This is a genomic window from Paenibacillus sp. FSL E2-0177 (assembly GCF_037992975.1).
Lineage (GTDB): Bacteria > Bacillota > Bacilli > Paenibacillales > Paenibacillaceae > Paenibacillus_AQ > Paenibacillus_AQ odorifer.
Window position 1 is genome coordinate 2,317,935 of sequence record NZ_CP150307.1, and the last position, 25,265, is coordinate 2,343,199.

Here is a 25,265-nt window from a genome sequence, read left to right on the forward strand (position 1 = left end):
ATGAAACAATTGATTGATTTGGTAATATTTGATTATAAAAAATGTTTTCTTTTATTTCACATAAATATTAATTGGTTAATATATTAATTGACTATAAAATATGTTATTATGTTTCGTATAAACGGCAATGAACTAATTTGGTTAGGTTTTTAAGATTTCTACTATAAAGATAACAGGTGATCTTCTATGAAAAATGACAACGGTAACAAATTTATTAATGGTAGTCTAATTGCGCATTATAAGTTTGATAATCCAGAGGATGTAGGTCAAGATTTCTCGGGGAACGGCAATGATGGAACCGCTTCAGGTACGAAGCTGCCGGCTATTAAATCCGTAGCAGGTAGACAAGCTGTTTCGCTTGCTGGGGGAGAACATGGCACATCCTATATTTCATTACCTAACGATCTGCTTAAAGAGGTCAGTGACCATACAGGAATTACGATTTCGACCTGGATGTATGTAAGCAAAGCTTCAAGCTTATGGGAAAGAATTTTTGATTTTGGTAAAGGTGAAACAGGACCTTATCTTTTTGTAACCCGCAATTTGCGGGGCACTTGTTTTGCAGGGGAAGACTTAATTGCAGATCCAGGGAAATCCTTTGCGACTGATGAATGGGTACACGTTTCCTTTGCAGTTACAGGCACAAAAGGTGGAACACTAAGCAGTGCAGGACCTGTGATGTATGTAAATGGTGAAGTAGTTGCGGATGGCATGATCAGCCAAACCTCTAGTGGCACATATGCTAAGCTGCGCACATGGTTTGCTACTTTTGAAGATCAACTGAATTATAGCAATAATACAATCGGGAAATCCCAGTACGCGGCAGATGTTGATTTTGGCGGCTATATTTCGGACTTCCGTGTATATAAAGCAGGCTTAACTCAAGATGAAGTGATTGAAATTATGTGCGAATCTTTGACGGATGAAGATATCGTTAAGCTTGCAAAAGATAAATACTTAACCTTCCCAAGCTCGATTATTACCAAAGATATCGAATTGCCAGCTTCGCTGATGGGCGGGAAAGTTGACGTATCTTGGGTATCCAGCGATACCAAAGTCATTTCTAATGAAGGCGTTGTGAATAAAGGAGTTCAATCTGCTCAAGGCGTAACACTTACAGCACACTTGAAAAAGGGAGCTAGTATAGTAGAAAAGAGCTTCACTGTGTCTGTGCTTCCGGAAGATTTGCCACCTTACACCTTAACGATTGACGGCAATCAGGAGATTTTGGATGTTAGCCAAATTCTATATGGTTTATTCTATGAGGACATTAACAATGCAGCAGACGGTGGGATCTATGCAGAGCTAGTGCAGAATCGCTCCTTCGAATCTTTTGCTTTTGACAGCTATTCGCATGTATGTGGTGTACATGGTGCTTCCACCGGAAGAAATTATACACCTCTTCACGCATGGTCTGGGGATACAGACCAAATGACTGTCCATAATACAGGCGGATTAAACGATTTCTTCGGCATCGATGATAAAGATATGAATGCGCATTATGTGACGGTAGCGGATGGCGCGACGATTAATAATAGAGGTTTTGCCGATACCAATCAGCACTGCTCGATGTTTATTCAGGAAGATGCCAAGTACAACTTCACGATTTGGGCGAAGGCAGAAGCAGCGGGCACAATTACCTTGCAACTGCTCGACAAAGACGGTAAAGCCATCAGCGATACTGCAGTTGTTGAAGTAAATGGTGACGGCAGCTGGAAGAAGTATGGTGTCGATTCTAAGCTTGTATTAACAGGGTCTGAAACTGTACTTGGTCAGTTGGCTTTAACCTTTAACGGTGAGATTTCCATTGATATGGTTTCCTTAATTCCTGATGACGTTTGGGGCGCTGGTGAAGAGGAACGTTCTGCTACAGCTCATGCTAACTATAAAGGAAATTCAAACTATAGATTGCGAAAAGACTTAGTGAATGCACTCGTTGATCTTCATCCTACCTTCCTGCGTTTCCCTGGGGGTTGTATTTCTGAAGGTTCTCACATTTGGGAGAACGTGTACGATTGGAAAGAGTCCGTCAACGATATCGAATTGCGCAAAGAGAACTATAACGTATGGGGCTACATGATGACCATGGGTCTTGGATATATGGAGTATTTCCAATTAGCCGAGGATTTGAACGCAACACCACTTCCGGTTATGGCCTGCGGCGTACTCTGTCAAGCTCGTTCGGATTATGCGAATCCAGCTGGCGGTGCGTTAAGAGATTATTATGTGAAGAACTTTACGGATCTGATTGATTTTGCGATTAGCATGGATTTTGACAATAATGAGTGGGCTGCATTGCGTAAAAAGATGGGCCATGAAGCAGCGTTTGATCTGCGTTATTTGGGTGTGGGGAATGAAAACTGGGGTACAGAGTTTTTCGCCAACTTCGAATATTTTAAAACAGTGATTGATGAGTATATGGTAAAGAACTATCCTGATCATGAATTGACTATTCTCTCTACCGTGGGTGCACAGGCAGATGATGATGCTTACCAGCAAGGTTGGAAATTCCTAAGCGGAAATTTACAGGGCTCGGAAAAAATCAGCTTTACGGATGGTACATCGAGCATCGAAGAGACTGTTACCTGGTACGAAAAACAAAAGAACTACATGGATACCATTGCGGATGAGCATTACTACCGTTCCAATGAATATTTGTTAGAGAATGCTGATCGTTACAACTACTATTACAGAGCCTATAAGGAAGACGGCAGCTTGGATGAGGCTGAAACTTCAAAGGTTTTTGTGGGTGAATATGCTTCCACAGATAAAAACACATTGGCAGGAGCTGTTGCTGAGGCGGCGATTATGTCCAGCTTCGAGAATAACTCTGATGTGATTAGATTGGCGGCAACGGCACCGTTGTTCAACAAGGTTCTGACAGATGGCACCTATAGATGGACACCGGATTGCATCTGGTTCGATGATGAAACCGTATGGTACACACCGAACTATTATGTTCAGCAGCTGTATGCTAAATACCTGGGAACCAAAGTGGTTGGCACCTCATTTTCGACTTATCGCAACGGGGAGAAGGTAGACCTCATTCCTCATGGAGGAATTGAAGTGGCTGCGGGGAAATCATCTGTGATCGTGAAACGGGTGAAAGTGACTTCGAATGTAGATGGCAGTGTATGGTTGGATCAAGATTTCACGCAGCCGCTGGATGAAGCTTGGAAAGTGATTCCTGGCTCTGCCGGATATACGATTGATCCTTCCAAAGGTCTGGTATTGAAAGCGCAGAATGGCGGATTGAATGGATTGTATATCCTTAATGACGCGTGGACTAATTATAAAGTAGAGGTTGTAGCTGAAAAAGCTTCTGGCGAAGATGGCTTCTATGTAGGCGCAGGTCTGACAGAAATCTCACCGGAAAATAAAGATGTTATCGAATATGCGATTGGCTACAATGGCGATGCCACAGGAGTCAAGGTGTACAAGCAAGGGATTGAGGCTTATACTCTCGGCGATTATTCCTCTAGTACCGCTGCTGGTAACCTTAGAGCCAGTTGCTATGAAGAGCTTGCGGATCATACGGAATATACCATCACCGTTAATTATGGCGGAGCAGATGGCAAACATTTGATTTGCTCTTATACAGATGGCAAGGTAACAAGCAAAGTACTGGATTATAAGCTTGAGGCTTATAACAGAGAGGTATACAATTCCGTAACTAAAGATGATAAGCATCTTTATGTGAAGCTTGTAAATGCGGATGGTGTAGAAAAAGCAACGAAGCTTGATCTAAAAGGCTTAAAAGTAGCTGCTACGGGTAAACGGATTACCTTAACCGGAGACGCCTCGCTGGTTCACACACCTAATGTGAACAGAAAAAATGATGAGAAGGTTACACCAGTTGAAACGGAAATCGTAATTGATAAAGACACGGCAATTGTGAAGCTAGCTGCCAATTCCGTGAATGTGATTGTTCTGGATCTGATTTAATAGAAAATATGCTGTTCAACACGCGCCGATCTTTTTGTTCGGCGCGTGTTGTTGTTTAACAAGCCTCTAAATCGGTTGATGATTATATAGAGAGAACTGCCCACTTGCTTGATGAATCTCAGAATCTATCTTACACTGGTGAAAGTACAATCACCGACTGACCCTCCAGCCCGCGATCCTCCCAGATGTTTTATCCACAGTTGCCTTCATTACTCCAGAATACAGTGCATACCCTAGCCCCTAAAAAGGAGAACGATAAAATGATGAAATCATTCAAAACGGACTGGAAAGCAAATCTGAAAAATCCTCAAACGATTATGGCCTTGTTTACTTATCGTTATGGAAATTGGGTGTATTATCGAGTGAAGAATGGCATCGTGCGAAAACCTTTGTGGCTTTTGTATCGAATAATGGATGTGCTTTTTGTCCGTATTCTTGCGAATGGCGAGCTTCACGCTCAAGCTCAAATTGGTGACGCGCTTCATTTACCGCATGGTTTAAATGGGATTATCATTAGTCCTAAAGCGGTGCTTGGAAGCCATGCTACTATTTTTCATCAAGTGACTATTGGCGGGAGAAATAACTTAGGAGAGCCAGTGATTGGAGACAGAGCTTTTATTGGAGTAGGCTCCAAGATTCTTGGACCGGTTGTCATTGGTAACGATGTTAATATCGGGGCCATGTCTGTCGTGGTAAAGGATGTGCCGGATAACGCTTCGGCTGTAGGTATTCCTGCTAAAAATATATTGCGGAGTGAACCGAAACCAGAGAATACAAGATAAAGACGTTAGGTTCTAGTACATAGGGTACGCGTGCGCTTTATTTTAATATCTTACAGGGTATAATTAAAGCATCCAAGTAATCTTGTAATAACCTTCTAGAGATCGGAGTAATGAAATGAAATATAGCAATTTAGAAGAGTGTGTTAATGATTTAGAGAAACACGGACATTTAGTTCGTATTCATGAAGAAGTGGACCCTTATCTAGAGATGGCGGCGATTCACCTAAAGGTTTATGAGGCTGGCGGACCTGCATTATTATTTGAAAATGTAAAAGGCTCGAAGTTTCGGGCCGTATCTAACCTTTTTGGAACGATAGAGCGCAGTAAGTTTATCTTTCGGCGGACTTGGGACTCCACACATAACGTAATTGCCCTTCGCAACGATCCCGTAAAAGCACTCAAAAATCCATTTAAATATGTTGGTACCGGATTATCCGCGAGAAAAGCATTGCCGATTAAAAAGCCAGGGGGTCTGCCAAGCGGTTTTCAGGAAATTAGTATCTCTGATCTTCCGCTAATCACACATTGGCCGGGAGATGGTGGTGCTTTTGTAACCTTGCCGCAGGTGTATTCAGAAGATCCGGACAAGCCGGGCATTATGAACTCCAATCTGGGAATGTACCGTGTGCAGCTGACTGGAAATGAGTATGAATTAAATAAAGAAGTGGGCATTCATTATCAAATTCATCGCGGCATTGGCGTACATCAGGAAAAAGCGAACCGCCAAGGACAACCGCTTAAAGTAAGTTGTTTTATCGGTGGACCACCCGCTCACTCTTTATCGGCGGTTATGCCTTTGCCTGAGGGAATGAGTGAGATGATCGTTGCAGGATTACTTTCAGGACGCCATTTCAGCTATAGCTATGTGGATGGTTATTGTATCAGCAATGATGCGGACTTTGTAATAACAGGTGAAATTCACCCTGGTGAGACGAAGCCGGAGGGGCCTTTTGGCGACCATTTAGGCTATTATAGCTTGGTTCACCCTTTCCCAGTAATGAGAGTACATAAAGTGTACGCCAGAAAAAATGCAATCTTTCCATTTACGGTTGTCGGCCGGCCGCCACAAGAGGATACCGCGTTTGGTGAGTTAATTCACGAGCTGACAGGTGGGGCTATCCGCCAAGAAATTCCGGGCGTCAAAGAAGTTCATGCAGTCGATGCTGCGGGTGTTCATCCCCTGCTGTTCGCCATTGGCAGTGAACGTTATACGCCTTATCAGCAAGTAAAGCAGCCAGCAGAAATTCTGACCATTGCTAACCGGATTTTAGGGACGGGTCAGCTTAGTTTAGCTAAGTTTTTGTTTATTACAGCAGAAGAGAATCAGCCTATCAGCACACATAATATCGAGGATTTCTTGACGTATATCTTAGAGCGGATTAATCTTCATAGAGATATTCATTTTTATACCAATACCACGATTGATACACTTGATTATTCCGGCACAGGATTAAACAGCGGAAGTAAAGTGATCTTCGCAGCAGTAGGGGATAAGAAAAGAGAGCTATGTACAGAGGTGCCAGGCCTGCTGAAAGAATTACAGGGATTTGAACATGCACGAATGGTGATGCCTGGTCTTGTTGCCCTTCAAGGCGCTAAATTCACAAGCTACGCTGAAGCAGCACTGGAAATGAACAAGCTTAGTGAAGCTATTCAGGAGCAAGGGTCACTTCCTTCTTGCCCAATGATTATTTTGTGTGATGATAGCGAGTTTTTGAGTGAAAAGATCGACAATTTCCTATGGGCGACATTCACCCGCAGTAATCCATCTCATGATATCTATGGAGTGAACAGTTCTACTGAGTATAAACATTGGTCCTGTGATAACGTGATTATTGATGCTCGGGTAAAACCCCATCAAGCCCCGCCACTGATCCCAGACCCAACCGTTCAGAAGCATATCGAACGATTATTTGCGTCAGGTGGCAGTTTAAGCAGAGTTAAGATATAGAGAAACATTCATCGGCCTTCTTGGGAATCCAAGGAGGTCTTTTTGCTGTTTGTGAAATGATTTTACTCATATGAAATAAAAAAGGAATAGGGGTATTATGGGGTGTATGGTATATATTTACTATTAATATTGGGGAAGTGTTGTTCTGATGGAAATTATGGAAACCGAACGTTTATGGATTAGAAGGTTCTCAGCAGAGGATTGGAAAGACCTTCATGAATATTTGTCGCAAGAAAGTGTTGTGAAATATGAGCCCTATTCCGTGTTTAATGCAGATGAATCTCGCACTGAGGCGCTCAGACGGTCATCGGACCGTGCTTTTTGGGCAGTCTGTCTTAAATCTACGACAAAAATGATCGGCAACTTATATTTTCAAGCGAGCGAACCAAAGGTTTTTGGCGTTTGGGAATTTGGATATGTTTTTAACCCTGATTTTCAGGGAAGCGGGTATGCTACAGAGGCTTGTAATCAATTGTTAAACTATGGCTTTGATAATCTGAAAATGAGACGTGTGATTGCGAACTGTGATCCCGAAAATACACGCTCATGGAAACTGCTTGAACGATTGAAGCTTCGTCGAGAAGGACATTTTTTGCAGACGGGTTATTTTAAATACGATAGTAATGGAGAGCCAATCTGGCATGATACTTATTCCTATGGATTGCTCAGAAGCGAATGGTTAAGGATGAAGGAATAGCAAAACTGTTGTCGTAATCTCAAAAGCGGGTGTCCCCTCACTGATTCTTCTGTCCTAACTTCTTCCCAAATCGTAGGTTTTTATAACTATAGGCGAAGAAATTGAACGGTTTAGTGTATGATAAAATCTGTTTTTTAAATGTTCAGAGTGACACTTAGGTGGTAGTATCGTGTTGGATATGAGTGAAACTGGAATCATCTACCATCCAGCTTCCTGAGCAAAGAGGAGGGGATACGCGCACGAAGTGAACTTATATTTGAAGAACGAATGACAACGAAGCTTATTGTAAGCGTTTACTACAACGGGGCTAGATGCGTACTAAGTTCTTTCAATCATAAGAAAGCGGGTGAAGCACGGAAGATGAAGAGGAATAAGCTTGGAAATAAAATATTTATGGTGTTATTGTCGTGGATCTTCATTTGTTCATCAATACTTCCATCTACAACATTTGGGGTGCAACAGGCCAGTGCAGCTTCAGGTCCAATAACCTTGCAATATGATTTTGGAACAGCAACAAGTCCTGTTATGAGTGGTTATACAGGCGTGCATGAATCTAAGTTATATACGAATGAGCTAGGGTATGGTTTAGATCAGGCGGTTGCTTCAAGGAATCGTTCGGGTGGAGACGATATGACCAACGATTTTGTATTGGGACTGTCCTATTCTTTTTTGGTGGATCTTCCTAATGGGGATTACGATGTGACTGTATACTCAGGAGATTTACTAGCGGGTACAAGTACAACCAAAACTACGATTACTTTGGAAGGTAGCACGGCTGGGTCGATAAGCAGCAAGCAAGCTGTAAATCAAGCTACCTACCGGACGACTGTTCAAGATGGTCAACTGACCGTCGGCATTACGGGTACAGGGGTTGGCGGATATTTAAATGGACTAATTATTCAGCAGATTGTACCAGGTCCATTGAAAGCCCCTGAGGGATTAGTGGTTCATAATATCACTCCCACTGAGGTATCTCTAGGGTGGAGCAGCGTGACCGAAGCAGTCTATTACAATATTTATCGAACGGTTCTTCCTAGTGGAAGCCTTCAAGCCATAGGTCAAGCTGCTGCTAACAGCTACGTGGATTCAGATGTAAATGAAGGCAGTGGTTACATTTACAATGTGTCAGCAGTAAATGGAAAGGGTGAGGAGTCTGCTTTGAGCGCATCTGTGACCGTAGACAAAATTCCGGGGGTAGAGGTTCCCGCAGCACCAACCGGTCTTTCAATTGTCAGTGTCGGTGTAAGTTCTGTTCAACTGAATTGGAACAGTGTGGCTGGAGCTAGCCGCTATACGATCTTAAGGTCTGATTCAGCAGATGGAACATTCCATGAGATTGGTCAGTCAGAGAAGACGATATTTACGGATGCCTCAGCGGACACCTCAAAACAGCAATATTATGGGGTGAAGGCAGCCAATGACCAAGGCGAATCAGAGCTATCTAACAAGGTGGAAAGCGCCGTGTATACGCCTCCTGGAACTTTGCCAGAAGGGGATGTTTATTCCTTTGATTTTGGTCCGGGTGCTGTGGCTGAAGGTTATCTTAAGGTAGATGCAGGGGTATCTTATTCCTCTGAGGTTAAATATGGATTTACAGATATATCGAGAGTAACTGGGGTAGACCGAGGAACCTCAGATCCTTTGCGATCAGATTTTGTGGTCCCTAAGGATGCAACTTTTAATGTAGATTTACCGAATGGCGATTATACAGTGTCACTTATCGCTGGTGACAGCGCCGGAGATACAGAGATTGGCATCAAAGTCGAATCCATTCAAAAAGTTCAACAGACGAGCAAAACAGCAGGCCAGTATTTGGAAATGAGCTTTGACATTGCTTTGGTGGATGGACAAATGAACTTGGTGTTCTCTGGCACTAAGCCAAATATCAATGCACTGGTGATTACTAAGCAGCCAGACCGTCCTGCTAATGAATTGCCAACGGTTTATATTGCGGGTGATTCAACCGTGCAGACTTATGATCCTTATTGGATACCACAGGCAGGCTGGGGACAAATGATTCCTGATTTCTTTAGTGAGGAAGTAACGTTTAAGAATCACGCTATCGGAGGCCGCAGTTCTAAGTCATTTATTGTCGAGGGAAGGCTGGATGAAGTGCTGCGTAAGATCCAACCGGGTGATTATTTCCTGATCCAGTTTGGTCATAATGACGCAACGATTAGCGTTCCAGACCGATATGCTTCTCCAGCCGATTACAAAGTTTATTTAAAAACATATGTCAATGGAGCTAGGCAAAGAGGAGCAACTCCGATTCTGGTGACCCCCATGGGGCGCAGAGATTATAATGCTGCGAGCGAAAAATTCAATGTGAGCTTTCCAGAATATGTGCAGGCTATGAAAGAGGTAGCAAGTGAACTTGATGTTGATTTGGTCGATCTTAGCGCACTCAGTGTAGCTTTTTACAATTCTATCGGTTTTGCAGCTACACGCTCTGTATTCCTTCACCTCGATGCAGGGATATATGGTGCTTTCCCAAATGGCTCGACAGACGATACTCACTTTCAAGAATACGGAGCCATTCAAATGGCCCGTCTGCTGGCCAAAGGAATAGGGGAATTAAATATTCCACTCTCCAGCTTTGTGCAGGACATCAAACAGCCGGAAACGGTGCCTGTGAAGCCTGAAGGTCTTGTAGCTGGGAGTATCAGTAATGCAGGTGCAGTACTGAAATGGAATAAAGTAGAAGGTACAGATATCTATAAAATCTATCGTAAGCTAGCGGCAGAAGCCGAATCTGCTTATACATTAGCGGGAACTTCAACTGTCCCTTCATTGACATTAAGCGGGTTGGTTGAAGGTCAAAGCTACTCGGTAAGAGTGACTGCAGTGAACGGGCTAGGAGAGTCTGAGCCTTCAGATGAAGTGAAGCTGACTACGAAATCCGCTCAGTATCGTTATGATTTTGGACCTGTTGGTTCACCCGTTGCTGCGGGTTATACGGAAGTGAATGTGAATGTCCTGTATACCCCAGAACGTGGATATGGTTTGACCTCGAGTGCAGGGATGATTGATCGGGATCGGGGAAATGCGACGGACGATCTGCGCAGAGATTTTGTGATTTATTTTGGAGGATCGTATGAATTCAAAGTTGATTTACCCAATGGTTATTATTCTGTTAAGACCTATACAGGAGATTGGATTGGATCTGCCAAGACGAATGTAGCCATTGAAGGCAAAGATTACGGAACAGTCTCCTCAGGTAAGGAAAATATTGCTGAGAAGCTGTATAACCAGATTGCTGTCAAAGACGGGCAGATGAATCTTGTCTTTAGTGGCACAACCGCTCATCTCAATGGGCTGGAGATCACACCGTTATTATTAGCCCCAACGAATCTGAAACTGGGTAGCCTGGATTTAAACAGTGAGCCTATCACTGCTAATCTTTCTTGGGATAGTATGGAGGGTGCGCTGAAATACCGTGTATATCGTCAGGCTACGGTTGCGAATAGTGCAGAGCTGCTGGGCGAAACAACAGAGCCGCTCTACACAGATACCACTGCGGATATTGGTATGGAATATATCTATACGGTAACTTCGGTCGACAGCACGGGACTGGAATCTGTAGGCTCCAATGCGCTAAAAGTGTCTATGATTGACCCCTCCGTAGCAAAAGCAGCCGTACCTAGTGGTCTAGCTGTACAATCTACGAACAAAAATGATGTGACCTTTACTTGGAATGAGGTACCGGATGCACGGATGTTCAACATTTATCGTGCGAAATCCTCAGACAGTGAGTTCATCCTGATCGGCAAATCATTCGAAGCTTCGTACACAGACACGACCGTTCTGACTACCATTCCTTACTATTACAAAGTAGCCTCGGTAAATGCAGGCGGCATCTCTGATCTATCCGCTACGTTGGAAACCTCAGCGGTGACAACTTTATACCGGAAGATGGAGGCGCTGGATCGTGCGCCTGTAGCGGTTAAGACAGATGAGGGTGTTTATATCAGCTGGCGGATGTTAGGTCTGGATCCGGAAACGATAGGATTCAATCTGTATCGTGGCGATAAGAAACTTAATGATTCGTTGATTACTCAAAACACGAACTATCTCGATACTAAAGGCACGGAGGATGCCAAATATAGAATCACATCAGTAATCAATGGAGTCGAGAAATCTGCTTCGGAACCATTCAGCGTATGGCAGAAGCAATATCTATCGATCCCTTTGCAAAAGCCAGCAGATGATTACACCAAGGATGGTCAACCGTATACGTATAGTGCGGGAGATGCAAGTGTAGGTGATTTGGACGGTGATGGTGTATATGAAATCATCATGTTGTGGTCACCTTCGAACAGCAAGGATAACTCTCAAGCTGGGTATACTGGACTTGTCTATATGGACGCTTATAAATTAGATGGAACTCGCTTATGGCGGATTAATTTAGGGCCTAATATTCGTGCCGGCGCACACTATTCTCCATTCCTGGTATATGATCTGGATAGTGATGGACGTGCCGAAATTATGATCAAGACGGCAGATGGCACAGTGGACGGTCAAGGAAAAGTCATCGGCAATGCCAGTGCAGACTATCGTAACAGTTCGGGTTATGTGCTGCTGGGCAATGAATATTTAACGGTGTTCGAAGGGGCAACAGGCCGGGCATTGGATACCGTTGATTATGATCCGCCACGTGGAGATGTTGGCGCTTGGGGGGATACCTATGGTAACCGTGTAGACCGCTTTTTGGCAGCTGTAGCTTATTTAGACGGCGAGCAGCCAAGCGTGATTTTTAGCCGCGGTTATTATACTAGAACCGTACTTGCAGCTTACAATTATCGCGAGGGCAAGCTCGAGAAAGTATGGCGTTTCGATTCTAATGATGAAGGATATGGAGACTACGTTGGTCAAGGAAACCACAATCTTTCTGTAGGAGATGTGGACGGCGACGGCAAGGACGAAATAACCTTCGGCGCGATGGCAATCGACGATGACGGATTGCCGCTGTATAATACAAAGCTTGGCCATGGTGATGCAATTCATTTCGGAGACCTTGATCCTACCAGACCCGGGCTGGAAGTCTTTGATGTTCATGAGCATACCGATTCGAAGTATGGGATTGAAATGCGTGATGCAGCTACAGGAGAAATATTATGGGGTGTATTCACGGGGATTGATACTGGACGGGGAATGTCAGCAGATATTGATCCGCGATATGCTGGCGAAGAGGTATGGGCTGCAACGATCACCAATGAGGAGCATATACCTGTTACGGGCCTATACAGTGCGCAAGGGGAACTAATCACTAAAAAACTGCCTTCCTCCACGAATTTTGGTATTTGGTGGGATAGTGATCTTTTACGTGAATTACTGGATGCGAATCGAGTGGATAAGTGGGACTATACCAACCAGACAACGGTTAACTTATTGACGGCTGTAGGTGCTTCTTCAAATAATGGCACCAAGGCGAATCCAAGCTTGCAGGCAGATCTGTTCGGGGATTGGCGTGAAGAAGTGATCTGGCGGGCAACGGACAGTTCTGAACTACGGATCTACACAACAACGGATATGACAGATTATCGTATTCGCACATTGATGCATGATCCGATCTACCGCCTGGCAGTAGCTTGGCAAAATGTAGGCTATAATCAACCTCCGCACCCTGGATTCTTTCTTGGTGAAGGGATGGAACAACCAGCGGCTCCAAAAATTCAATATGTAGGCTCACCGGGAGAAACTGAAGATACTACACCACCTACGATTTCTGGTTTACCTTCTGCTCAAATGAGTGAAACGGATGTATTGAAGGTGCAGGTCGTAGCGGAAGATCCAGAGTCTGGCATTCGCAGTCTGGATATTACCTTTGATGGTAAACCTGTCGTTTATGGAGATGAGATTCCACTCACAGGGCTTGCGGGAGCGCATACGTTCATCGCAACAGCCATTAATAACGCTGGACTTTCGACGACAGAACAAGTGATTGTGTTCGTAAGTGGACCTCAGAAGGCTACAGGTGTTCCGGGGCAATGGGTTCTATCCAATAATAATGGGCAGGATACAGGACTTTTGGACGGGGATTACCAAATCACAATGAATATGTGGTGGGGCAATAATGGTACGGTCTACAAGCTATATGAGAACGGTGCCTTAATCGACACGCAAACCTTACGTGATGATTCCCCAGCTGCACAGACTGCAGTGACTAATATTACCGGAAAAGAAAACGGAACCTACACCTATACGGCTGAGCTGACCAATTCTTTTGGCACAACGGTGTCTGCTGCTCATGTGGTTATCGTGAAGGATGCTGCACCAGCTAAGCCGGTGTTGTCCAATGACAACTGGGATGGTGATGGAGAGTATAAAGTGACTATGAATTTATGGTGGGGGATGAACGGCAAAGAGTATCGCTTGTATGAGAACGGAATACTGATCGATACTCAGACTTTAACAGCGGGCACCCCAAACGCACAAACGGCTTCTACTTCTATCACTAACCGTTCTCCAGGCGTCTATGAATACCGGGCTGAGCTGTTGAATGATCAAGGGGTAAATGAGAGTGCGATCATGAAAGTTACGGTAAAATAACTGAATATTTGTTAAAAAAGCGCCTAAGTCGGTAATATCCGGCTAGGCGCTTTTTTTAGATTATCTAAGATTTAAAGGATTCTGCAAGACTAATTCTCCTAACAGCCTCATATGAATCTAAACAACGAATGATAGGGGGGATTGTAAATATGGATTTGACGCATATGATCTCAAAGCTTGTGGTAGTTATACATGTTATAGCATCCATAGTGGGAATTGGACCAGCTTTTGTGCTGCCAATACTGACAAGCTCAGCCAAGACAGGTAGTCAGCTTCGTTTTGTATTTGGTCTTATGAAGAAAATAAACAGATTCCCTAAGACAGGTGGGATCACCCTGATCGTTACAGGTATTTTGTTAATGATCATAGATAAAATGGGCTTGTCGGTGTTGTGGTTAAATCTGTCGTTATTATTTTTTATCGTGATCGAAGTGATTATTATTGGAATGGTTGAGCCCCGATTGAAAAAGCTAACCCAGCTCGTAATGACCAGCGAAGGGGAAGAAATTCCTGATGGTTATACTACCGCTATGAACAAGATCGCTCCGCTAGAAGCGGCGGTTCATGTACTTACTATCGTCATTATTATATTAATGGTAGTAAAGCCGGTATAAGATCATAACGCCTATTCTCAATGATCTCTTCATAATCGCGGATGAGTCCATCAAAAATATTCTCCCAAGAGCGGCCGAGTGCCAGCTGTCGGCCTTCATGCCCCATAGCAGCTAGCTTTTGAGGGTGCTCTACATATGCACAAATCTCACGAATAAAAGCATCCGGGCAGCGGGGCTCGACAATCATTCCTGTGCGGCCGGGTGTGACCAGATCCTTCACCCCACCTTCATTTACTGCGAGGACAGGCAGTCCTGAGGCCATAGCCTCTAAGACAACATTACCGAAGGTTTCTGTACTGGAAGGGAAGATGAACAGATCTGCGGAGGCATATAATTGGGCAAGCTCGTCACCATGTTTATAGCCTGTAAACGTGACATTATGCGGCGCCTGTGCCCGCATTTCCGGCAGAAGGGGACCGTCTCCAACGACCAGCCAATGAACCTGAGATTGCGTAGATTCGGGCAATTGCTGCATGGCGAGAGCAAGCGTCTGTATATCTTTTTCAGGGGCGATTCTTCCCACATATAGAAGCAGTAACGGTGCGCTAATTCCGTAGCGCTCACGGACCTCATGGCTGCGTTTTTTGGGGGTATACTGCTGGCAGTCGATGCCTCTGGACCATAGCTTCAGGCGATGAAAGCCTTGAGCTTGGAGGGAATCGAGGGTTTCGTAGGATGGTGCAAAGGTGGCATCACAGGAGCGGTGAAACCACTTCATGTATTTCCAATAGAGCGGAGCGATTTTTTTCATCCGGTAATATTCAAGATAGCGGTCAAAATGGGTATGATAGGAGGCGACATGGGGCAGATCATGTTTGCGCGCATAACGAAGGCCGCAGAGACCGATATTGAACGGAGTTGCCATATGAAGCAGATCGGGACGAAAAGCTTTCAGCTCTGATTGGATAGAGGACATATTGGGCAGTGCGAGTCTACATTCAGGGTATAAGAAAAAGGGGATGCTGGTAATGGGACGTATGGGATCGGCATAACTGTCTTCAGGAGCAGATTTTGGTGAGAAAAGCAGATGTTCAATACCGCGCTCTTTCAAATGGGTGGTTAATCGTTGAAGCGTACGTGAAACTCCGTTGGTTTGCGGAAGAAATGTGTCCGTGAATAAAGCAAGACGCATGGAACCCCTCCCAGGTACTCTTGATGCCCTGATCATAACAGGCGATTATTTGATGGAGGTCAAACGGATGTTAAACAGAATATAAAAATCCACTGCACCAGGTAAGATAAAGAGGTGTGCAGTGGATTTATTAGTTTTAATGGGATGAAGCCCTACAAGGATTCGTATATCTGTTGCAAAAAGGTAATGCTTTCTCCTAAATGTGACTCAGGAGTGCTTTCCAGGATTCCTTGAATATGAGGACGTTCATATTTCATATAACGAAGGATCGGCTCAAACTCTAGCCACCCTTGACCTACAGGGACTATTTTTATGGCTCCTTCTTGGACGATAAAGTCTTTTAAATGAATGACAGCAATTCGATTTCCTAGAAGCTTCAAAGCCTCCGTAATAATAGCTTCTTGATGCAAGTAATTTGTAGGCGACATTAGATTTGCGCAATCCAATATGACCTGAAGATTGTTAGAAGGGACTTCATCCAGAAGTCGGCGGGTTAAGGGCGCGGTGTACAGCGGATGATGAAGTCCTGCTTCGATTCCTACCGTCACACCAAAACGTTCGGCCTCCGCCACCATGGCCTTAACTGATCCCACCACCTCTTGGAAGGCTTCTTCTGTAAAATTATCTATGGTATACCCAAGTCCCACACTTCCGGTTTCCGTACCTACCAGACTAGCGCCGAAATCTCTGGCCAAGCGCAGATGGGTATTAAACGCGGCTAACGCTTGCGCCCGTTTGTGAGGATCGGTGTCTACAATATTTACATAGCAGCCCAGAACCGCAATCTGAATACCTGCCTGTCTAAAGGCATTGCCATAATAGCTGGCTGTTCCAGGGCTTATAGCCGTCAGGCTAGGGGCACTATCAGGAAAAGATTTCTTAAGTGCGAACTGGATATGAGTGAAATGATAGGACTTAATCTTCTCAATTAACTCTTGCAATGGAACTTGTGTGAAATCATGTGCTCGAACACCTAGTTGAAGGGGAATGCTCATATGATCGATCGCTCCTATTAGTATTGTTGTTTGTGAGGTGCTAATTTGTCCCAGTCAAAGGTAACACCAGTGCCCGTTACTTCTGGCGCAACTGCCATCCCATTGTCTTTATTAATCACTAGCGGACGTGTAGTGTATTGATCGATAGGGAAGCTATGCATTTCGAGATAACCTGCATTTGGCATAGCTGCTAACAAACTAACGTGCAATTCCTGCATTCCATGTGTGGAAATGGAAAGGTTATAGGCTTGTGTTAAGTGAGCTACCTTTAACCAGCCCGTAATTCCGCCTATATTGGAAGCATCAGGTTGAGGAAAATCAACATGACCATATTGCAGCATGTGATGGAATTCGGTTAATGTGCGCAAGTTCTCTCCGCCTGCAACGGCCATTCCTGTTTCTTCAGCAATCCGTGCATAGCCGGCATAATCCTCCGGAATCGTTGGTTCTTCTAGGAAGAGAATGTCGTATTTCAAAAATTCACGTGCGGCTTTTATCGCTTTTTCCACACTCCAGCTCATATTGGCATCGACCATAAAGGCTACATCCGGGCCGACCAATTGGCGTACCGCAGCCACTCGTTCCACATCTTCAGCTAATGTTTTTTGGCCTAGTTTAATTTTGACCGCCTGGAGGCCCATATCTAAGTATTTTTGATTGTTGCGCAGGAGCTTTTCTAATGGGAAGTTTAAATCAATCGCTCCACCATAACATTTGACCTCATTGCTTGCGCCACCCAGAAGTTTGTAGAGAGGTTCATCTGCTTTCTTTGCACGTAAATCCCATAACGCAATGTCACATGCCGCAATGGCGAAGCTAGCCAAGCCCCCGCGAGCAACATAATGTATTCCCCAGTTCATCTGCTCCCAGATACTTTCCACACAGCTGGCGTCTTTGCCAACTAAGATATGTGTTAATTCATTAGCAATTAGTGAGCAGATCGCTTTGCCGCCAAATCCGCCAGTATAGGTATAACCTACACCTTCACGACCGTCATCCGTTCTAATTTTGACAATGGGAACTTCAAAATGAGTATGCAAGCCATGTTTAGCATCCTCCATGATTTCTGGCAAAGGGATACGATAGTATTCCGTAATAACTTCTTTAATTAGAGACATCTTTGATCACTCCTTATAAAAGTTGTTGTAAGTTTGATAGAGATGAGGCTGTATTTTGTTTAAGAGCTTGAACCACAAGTTTAGCAATTTCCCGGGCACCTTCATCTGAGAAATGAGTATCATCCGTAACCCCATTTGGGTAATTGGGATGTGTTTTCGCTGGCAAATGCATGAATAACTTCTTGGATTCCTCTTCGCCTAATGAACGATAGAGCGCTTGCGAGGCTGGGAAAATATCAAGTAGCGGAGTGTGCGTTTCTTCAGCCACTTGTCTCATTACCTCGGGATAAGCACCTACAGCAAACGGGTCCAGCTCTCCATCGGCGTTAAAGCGGCGGCGACTTACAGAGGTTAACAGTACCGGAGTCCCCCCTAGCTGCCTAGCAGCATCTATATATTGAATGAGATTATGGCGATATTCGGTTTCAGGATCGGTGTAACGTAATGGATCCTCTTTTTTCTCATCGTTATGTCCAAATTGAATAAATAGGTAGTCGCCGGGTTGGAAGTCTTTTCTGATAGCATCGAGGCGGCCGTCTGTTATGAACGATTTGGTGCTTCGACCATTAATTGCACGATTCTGGATTTGAATAGAAGTCGGAAAATAACTTTGCAGGTATTCTCCCCAGCCGGTCATAGGTTTTTCTCCAGCGCCTTTAATGGCCGCAGTGGAATCGCCTGCAATAAATAGTTGTTGTCTCATAAGGTCTTCTTCTCCTTTAACGTATTGGCGTTCCCTTAACCAATTCTCAGCAAGGGAAAGCCATTGCTGGCAATGAGGGTGTTCTTTTGCAAGCCCTAAACCATGCCGCCCTTCTTCAAAGATATGTAATTCAAAAGGAATTCCCTGATTAGACAGGGCAGAGGCGAACAACAGACTATTCTCCACGGGAACGCTGGCATCGTTCGCTGTTGTCCAGATAAAGGTTGGAGGTGTGAGTGAATCCACCTGGGCTTCTGAGGAAAAGGAGTCAAGCTCCGCTTGTGATGGGTCGTCTCCAAGAAAATGTAGCCGGCTTCCCTTGTGCGAATGGGGCTCTTGGAAAGTGATTACAGGGTAACCTAATAGAAGAAGGTTTGGTTTCTCTGCTCTAGTGGTAGAAAAGATAGAAGCTAAGTGTCCTCCTGCCGAGAATCCAATCATCCCTACTTTGTCTGAGATCACATTCCAAGCTTTGGGTGCTTCCCTAATCCATTTGAGAGCTTCCTCAACATCATTTAACAAAGAAGAGACGTTGAAATCTCCGACCTGATAATCTAGTACACCTGCATGAATACCTAGACTGTTTAGCCATTGAGCTACAGGTTCTCCTTCATGTTTGGCTAAGTGCTGATAACCTCCACCAGGCAATACCAATATAAAAGGACGGGGGTGATCCGTCTCGAGCGGATAGAGGGTGAGTAGTGAGGTTTCCTGAGAAATCGCATCTTGTTCTACACGGTTAGTATTTAGACGAAAGTTCAACATTGCGTTCAAATTCCTCCCTAAATGGTTATATGCACACGTTAACATATTTTCCGAAAAAAAGAGAGACTCTTTTTTTTTTTAGATTCGGCCTTGAACGATTTTTTTGTGATTTTTACATAGATTCGTCAAATGTTGGTTTGGATTTAGTGCCTGTATTGTTATCCCGGTACTGTCCAGGGGTCATCCCTTCCTGTTTACGGAAAGATCGAATGAAATTTTGAGAATTGTTGTATCTTAATTTGGCTGCAATATCTTTGATCGGCATATCGGTTTCCTGCAGCCATTTTTTTGCCATTTTAAATCGGTACATCGTTAAATATTCGCTGAAATAGTATTGGGTCTCCTTACGGAAGACACTGCTGATATAGTTGGCGTTGTAATGCAGCCGTGAAGCGCATTCTTCCAAGGTTAGATCCGTATCATATTCATGTTGGATCAGATCAATGATTTTCTCAGAGATGTTTTGGTATTGGGCATTTTGCCTGCTGATAAAAATTTTGATCATCGGGTAAATGACCATGCTCCAGAACCAATCCTCAATCTCAGCCACGGTATGAAGGTCATGTAATTCCTCAAAAATTGAGCCATTAGCATGATAGATCTGATTTAAGCTAATGCCCGATTCCTGCATCATAATGAGCAAGTTATTGAGTAAGCGGGTCAACGGGATTTGATATTCCTGTGGTGAAAGCTCTAGGGCAAAGATAGATTTAAAAAGCAAATGAATCAGTTCCTTGGCTTTATCCGTTTCAGCCAGCTTGATAGCATCCATTAGATCGTTTTCTTTATGCGTAGGGTAGTTCAAGTTCAGATAATGTTTGCCGGAGTTAATGTTCTCATATTGAATAATAACGCCTTTGCCAAGCTTAATGCGATGTTTCAGTGCTTCAAGACCTTCTCTGTAGGCGATGGCTAGTTTATCGAAGGCGTTGAAGGGCAGGCTCAGCCCAATACTCACCTGCACCTTTAGATAATTATTTATTTCTTGCTGCAGCTTCTCCGTTAACGAATACAGTGTCTTATGAAAAGACTGGGTATCGCAGTCTGGACTGCCCAATAATACGACTACCGCATGGTCCATGATCACTGGAGCCAGCCGTTGTTCAGGACAGATTAATTCTTCGATCATATTGTGGGCAGCGAACAATAAGAGGCTGAGATCTTTTTTCTCATAGCTGGAATCCTCGGCATAATCAATAGACAACGTAATTACTGCCATGGTTTTCCATTCTTCAAGCTGGGTTTGGTAGCCGAATTGCCCTAATTCTTCGAGCAAATCACGTTTCTTAACATTGCCGTGGAAGGCATTGATCAGAAAAAACGTACGAACCTGCTGAAAGTGTTGCCGGACTTCTTTTTCCAGCTGTGATTTGGATTGGAACAAAGAATGAACTTGTTCTCCTATAATCTGAAATTCATTGCGATGTCTCGATTTAATATCCGGTTTGCGTTGGCCCATCTGATTAAGCAGTCTTTCGATAGGGGTGTACATACGCCTGGAGCCGATCCAGGCCAGAAGAATGGAGAACAAGAGCATAATGGTACACACGATTATCGTAAACATACCGATTTTATTGGACTCCTTCGTCAAGCTTTCCATGGAAGTAACCGATAGATAAACCCAGCCATTTAACTGAGAACGCATGAAAGTGACGGAGTAATTCTTTTTGTTGATCACAGTCTTGAACTGTCCGGATTGTTTAGAAGGATCAGAGATTAAAGGGACTTCTTTAAATCCGCCTTGCTCTTTAGGTTTTCCGATTAAGCTGGTATCCGGATGGAGTAGGAAGCGGCCAGCTTGATCCAGAACGATAATGTCATCGAGTGGCTGCACATCTGAATTAATGAAATCCTGAAGACTGCAGACCGGAATATTAGCTAGGGCAAGCCCATATTTTTGCAGCTTATTGGTGGGAAGCTTTTTGATAAGACTGATACTGTAATTGCAGCCAGTGACGTTAATGCTCTCCTCGCTATAAAATAAGGACGATGGATTCAAAATCCATGAAGTATCGTCAGCTATATTCATTAGATTAGAGAGTTGCGCGTGGTTTTTGTATTCATTCAGACGGTAGACGCCTGAATTTTTGATCATCCAGTTCTGCTGCTGATTGAGCAGGATGACATCCTCAAGTTTCGTATCGAAGGATTGCATATTACGGATTTCGTTTCTTAAATCATTATATAAAATGAAATCGGTTTCACTTAAAGGGTTATTTAGTGCTTTTTTTAATACACTAGAGTTGATCACTTGGTTTAATGTTTGATTGACAGTTGTTAACTTATGTTCTACATTTGAGGTGATTTGTAATATAAGTTCCATTTTACTGTTGTTTACGTTCTTTTGGATCTCATTAGATGATGTGAAATAGGAAAAAGAACCGATGAATATCACCGGCAACGTGCTAATTACAAAGGCAAAAATCGTTAATTTACTTAAAAAGCTTAATGGTCTCACGGGACTCAGCACCTTTACTTATGTAGAAGTAGACACTTGTTCTTAGTGTATGAAACCTGGTGGAAAATAACAATAATCATCTCGTTCTGCAATAATCATTAACCCTAATTATGACTACAAAATGGAAAATCTTCAAGCTGTAGGGTGAAAATCCTTACAATACCTTAGGAGGCTGTAGAAATGTTTAGACAATTTATGTGTAGAAGGGCAACGTTTTGTTGCTGCTTATTTTTCATGCTTGTTTTCCCTATGTTAAGCGCTTGCAGTGATGGAAAGTCAGCTGGTTCTGTACTGCAAGAAGCTCGCCCGAGCATCTCCATCTTGGCACCCCTTCATTTTCCACAGCAGCCTTCAAAAAAGATTATAGCTGAGATCGAAAGATTAACAGGGGTGGAGCTTGATATCACGTGGGTGCCTGAGGGTGTTTATACCGATAAAATGAACACAGCTTTGACCACTAATTCCTTGAGAAAAGTCACCTTTGTGAAGTTCTCAGACTATAATCTGGTGAAAAACGCCATCCGTTCTGAAGCATTTTGGGAGATCGGCCCATATCTTCAGGAGTTCCCCAATCTTAAAGCACTGGACCCCGCTATTCTTAAGCAGACCGCTGTTGATGGTAAGATCTACGGCCTGTATACAGAACGCCCTTCCTCCAGACAGGGTGTCATAATACGTAAGGATTGGCTGGACAATCTTCATTTGAGCAATCCACAGACCTTAGATGACCTATATGAAGTAATGAGGCAATTTACATATAACGATCCGGATCAGAATGGCAAACAAGATACCCTTGGATTAGTCGATCGTAATGATCTTGTTTATGGTGTATTTAAGACACTAAGCTCTTATTTTGGCACACCAAATAATTGGAAGCTAGAGAATCATCAATTTGTTCCGGAATTCGTAACAGCGGAGTATATGAACACAATGAATTTTATGAAGAAATTATATGATGAAAAAATCATAAATCAGGACTTTGCTCTTACCAGTAAAGAGGTTCAACGCGATAAATTCATTAACGGTATCGCTGGTGTGTTTATTGGCAGCATGACTGATGTGCAGCGGTTGTCAATTGAAGCTCAAGCATACAATCCAAAGGCTGAACTTACGCTGATCAATCGTATCGAGGGGCCTGATGGATATAAAGTGTGGTCTATCCCCAATTACAACGGACTGTATCTCTTTTCCAAAAAGTCCATTGCCACAGAGGAGGAGCTTCGGCAGGTGCTTGGATTTTTTGATCGGACCATGGATAAAGATGTAGCCAATATAATGATGTATGGCTTTGAGGGGCGGCATTATAAGCTTGAAGGCGGAAAAATTATCCTTCCCGAGGAAACCTCACAACTGCGGGTACAGGAAGTGAATCCGCTATATGCTTTAATGATTGCGGACATTAGTAATAAAAACATTATGGAAGTGGCTCAGAAGGAGCAATTAACCTCTCTAGCAGATCAGCTGAGTAAAGATAATGAATCTTTTCTGGTTGATGACCCGACAGTTTCTCTGAGCTCATCTACTTTTGATGAGAAGAATATGGAGTTATCTACAATCATTGTGGATGCTACATATAACTATATATTAGGTAACATTACCGTTGAGGGATTCCAGCAAGAGGTTGAGAAATGGAGAGCTCGTGGAGGCAATCTTATTATTAAGGAATATGCTGAGGCTGAGTTTGGGACAGAAAAGTAAATAGGTTAAAAAGGTTTTGATCCACTGCGGATAATGCGGTGGATTTTTTTTGTGCTGCGATATCCCGATAATCATTTGCTCAGATCCCTTTCAGAACGCGCCGTTATGGGGAAATGATTGTTTTCGTAACCTTGCCGACGATGTAACGTGGAACTCGTAACCAATACAAATTATGGAGGTCAAAATGGTATGAAGAAGAAATCCTTCACCATGTTGTTAACAGCACTGTTAACATTCAGCACATTGTTAGCTGGATGCGGTGGTAACAACAATAACAAAGAAGAAGCAGCAGCCCCAACTACAAGTGCAGAGAACACTACGAAGGTGGAAGAGACTGAAGCACCTAAAGAGGAACCTACAGAAATCAAAATCATGCTTCCATTGAATACATCAGAGACTCCGCCTGATACGATTAAGAATGAACTTGAGAAATTGACCAACACGAAGCTGACTTATCAATTTTTTCCGGCTGATACTTATGAAGAAAAACTGAATTCATCTTTTGCAACGGGTTCATTGCCGCAAGTAACATATTTGAAGAATCAGACAACCTTCATTCAGATGAAAGAAGCGATAAAAGACGGACAATTCTGGGAAATCGGTCCACTATTAAGCGAATTTCCGAATTTGAGCAAATTGAAACCAGAAATTCTTAATAACACGAAAGTAGATGACAAGCTTTATACCCTATATATCGGGCGTCCACTTGCACGCCAAGGGATCATTTACCGCAAAGACTGGGCAGATAAATTAGGACTTGCTGCACCAGCTAATGTAGATGAATTATTTGAAATGGCTAAAGCCTTCACAGAACAAGATCCAGACGGTAATGGAAAGAAAGATACTACCGGTATTATTGACCGTAATGAGTTGACCTATGGAGCTTTCAAAACTGTTTCGTCTTGGTTCGGAACACCGAATACCTGGGGTGAGAAGGATGGCAAATTAGCGCCTGAATTTACCTTCGATGAATATTTCGACACAATGGATTTTTTCAAAAAAGCTCGTGATGGCGGATACATTAATCAAGATTTCGCTGCCACCAGTAAAACGGATGCAGTAAATATGTTTAAGGCTGGAAAGGGTGGACTCTATATTGGGGGCTCCATGCAAGATATTGATTCCCTCAATAAAGATACTATTAAGAATAACCCTGACGCTGTTTTGGATGCGCATAGTATGGTTGCAAGTCCAGATGGAAAATATGCTCAATGGATGATTCCAGGCTATAACAATGTTGTCTTGTTCCCGAAATCTGCTGTCAAGGATGAGGCAGAGCTGAAGAAGATTCTTGCTTTCTTTGATCAAATGATGACCCCAGAAGTAGCTAATTTGATGTATTGGGGAATTGAAGGTACTCACTATACCGTTGAAGACGGTAAAGCAAAAGCTACTGACGACAAAGAATTGATTGAACGTGAAGTAAAGGGATATAAGGACAGTGTTATCGGCGAAGCTGAAACCAATGGAATGTACGAGAACTATAACACGCTGCCAGGAAGAATTCATGCAGATCAATTGGTTCTTGAGAATGTCAAAGTTGGTGTAGCGGATCCAACAGCTGCTATGGATTCGGCTACCTATACAGAAAAAGGCGTAGAGCTTCAACAGATTATTACAGATGCAACCTATAAATATATTTATGGTCAGATTGACAAGGCTGGATTTGAGAAGGAAGTAGAGAACTGGAAGAGCCGTGGTGGAGATAAGATTATTGAAGAATACAACGCGTTATACAAAAAATAGTAACCCGTACTCGAATAGTTAAGCGACAAATTGTAGCTGAAAAGGTTGTTGATCTTGTTTCAACAACCTTTTCTATTCCTCACGGGGTTCAGAAATATCGTGTTTGAATAAA

Annotated in this window: 13 protein-coding genes; 8 read left to right on the forward strand and 5 right to left on the reverse strand. The window is 43.4% G+C overall.

From position 1 onward, the window contains the following. Positions 1 to 186: 186 nt before the first annotated feature. From MHI25_RS10260 to MHI25_RS10285, 6 genes are all read left to right on the forward strand, one after another. Positions 187 to 3,945, forward strand: coding sequence for an alpha-L-arabinofuranosidase C-terminal domain-containing protein (locus MHI25_RS10260; protein ID WP_340395360.1), 3,759 nt, complete (start codon positions 187 to 189; stop codon positions 3,943 to 3,945). Positions 3,946 to 4,205: 260 nt separating this feature from the next. Next, positions 4,206 to 4,727 carry a serine acetyltransferase gene (locus MHI25_RS10265; RefSeq protein WP_036679239.1) on the forward strand — a complete coding sequence of 174 codons (522 nt, stop codon included), beginning with the start codon at positions 4,206 to 4,208 and terminating at the stop codon, positions 4,725 to 4,727. Between the two features lie 115 nt (positions 4,728 to 4,842). Beyond that, positions 4,843 to 6,678, forward strand: coding sequence for a UbiD family decarboxylase (locus tag MHI25_RS10270; RefSeq protein WP_076124967.1), 1,836 nt, complete (start codon positions 4,843 to 4,845; stop codon positions 6,676 to 6,678). Between the two features lie 148 nt (positions 6,679 to 6,826). Beyond that, complete coding sequence (locus MHI25_RS10275; protein WP_175618910.1) at positions 6,827 to 7,375, forward strand: GNAT family protein; 549 nt, start codon at positions 6,827 to 6,829, stop codon at positions 7,373 to 7,375. 360 nt (positions 7,376 to 7,735) lie between these two features. Further along, positions 7,736 to 13,924: an SGNH/GDSL hydrolase family protein gene (locus MHI25_RS10280; RefSeq protein WP_340395361.1), complete on the forward strand. Its 6,189-nt coding sequence runs from the start codon at positions 7,736 to 7,738 to the stop codon at positions 13,922 to 13,924. A 149-nt stretch (positions 13,925 to 14,073) separates the two neighbouring features. Next, entirely contained in the window at positions 14,074 to 14,538 is a 465-nt protein-coding gene (locus MHI25_RS10285; RefSeq protein WP_232061246.1) for a DUF2269 family protein, read from the forward strand. Here MHI25_RS10285 and MHI25_RS10290 read toward each other — a convergent pair. The 5 genes from MHI25_RS10290 to MHI25_RS10310 form a co-directional block, all read right to left on the reverse strand. Continuing rightward, positions 14,510 to 15,670 carry a glycosyltransferase family 1 protein gene (locus MHI25_RS10290; RefSeq protein WP_340395362.1) on the reverse strand — a complete coding sequence of 387 codons (1,161 nt, stop codon included), beginning with the start codon at positions 15,668 to 15,670 and terminating at the stop codon, positions 14,510 to 14,512. The genes MHI25_RS10285 and MHI25_RS10290 overlap by 29 nt on opposite strands. A 152-nt stretch (positions 15,671 to 15,822) precedes the next feature. Continuing rightward, the gene (locus MHI25_RS10295; protein WP_340395363.1) at positions 15,823 to 16,665 is read right to left on the reverse strand and encodes a sugar phosphate isomerase/epimerase; all 843 of its coding nucleotides are present in this window, start codon (positions 16,663 to 16,665) and stop codon (positions 15,823 to 15,825) included. Positions 16,666 to 16,682: 17 nt separating this feature from the next. After that, positions 16,683 to 17,783 carry a mandelate racemase/muconate lactonizing enzyme family protein gene (locus MHI25_RS10300; RefSeq protein ID WP_339247680.1) on the reverse strand — a complete coding sequence of 367 codons (1,101 nt, stop codon included), beginning with the start codon at positions 17,781 to 17,783 and terminating at the stop codon, positions 16,683 to 16,685. A gap of 13 nt (positions 17,784 to 17,796) precedes the next feature. Continuing rightward, positions 17,797 to 19,251: a GDSL-type esterase/lipase family protein gene (locus tag MHI25_RS10305; RefSeq protein WP_340395364.1), complete on the reverse strand. Its 1,455-nt coding sequence runs from the start codon at positions 19,249 to 19,251 to the stop codon at positions 17,797 to 17,799. A gap of 112 nt (positions 19,252 to 19,363) precedes the next feature. After that, positions 19,364 to 21,709: a helix-turn-helix domain-containing protein gene (locus MHI25_RS10310; protein WP_076184310.1), complete on the reverse strand. Its 2,346-nt coding sequence runs from the start codon at positions 21,707 to 21,709 to the stop codon at positions 19,364 to 19,366. A 249-nt stretch (positions 21,710 to 21,958) separates the two neighbouring features. Here MHI25_RS10310 and MHI25_RS10315 point away from each other — a divergent pair, with 249 nt between their 5' ends. Both MHI25_RS10315 and MHI25_RS10320 read left to right on the forward strand, forming a co-directional pair. Beyond that, positions 21,959 to 23,407 (forward strand): extracellular solute-binding protein, encoded by a 1,449-nt coding sequence (locus MHI25_RS10315; protein ID WP_340395366.1) that lies wholly within the window; start codon positions 21,959 to 21,961, stop codon positions 23,405 to 23,407. A 189-nt stretch (positions 23,408 to 23,596) separates the two neighbouring features. Beyond that, positions 23,597 to 25,153, forward strand: a complete 1,557-nt coding sequence (locus tag MHI25_RS10320) for an extracellular solute-binding protein (protein WP_076191234.1) — start codon at positions 23,597 to 23,599, stop codon at positions 25,151 to 25,153. Positions 25,154 to 25,265: the final 112 nt, after the last annotated feature.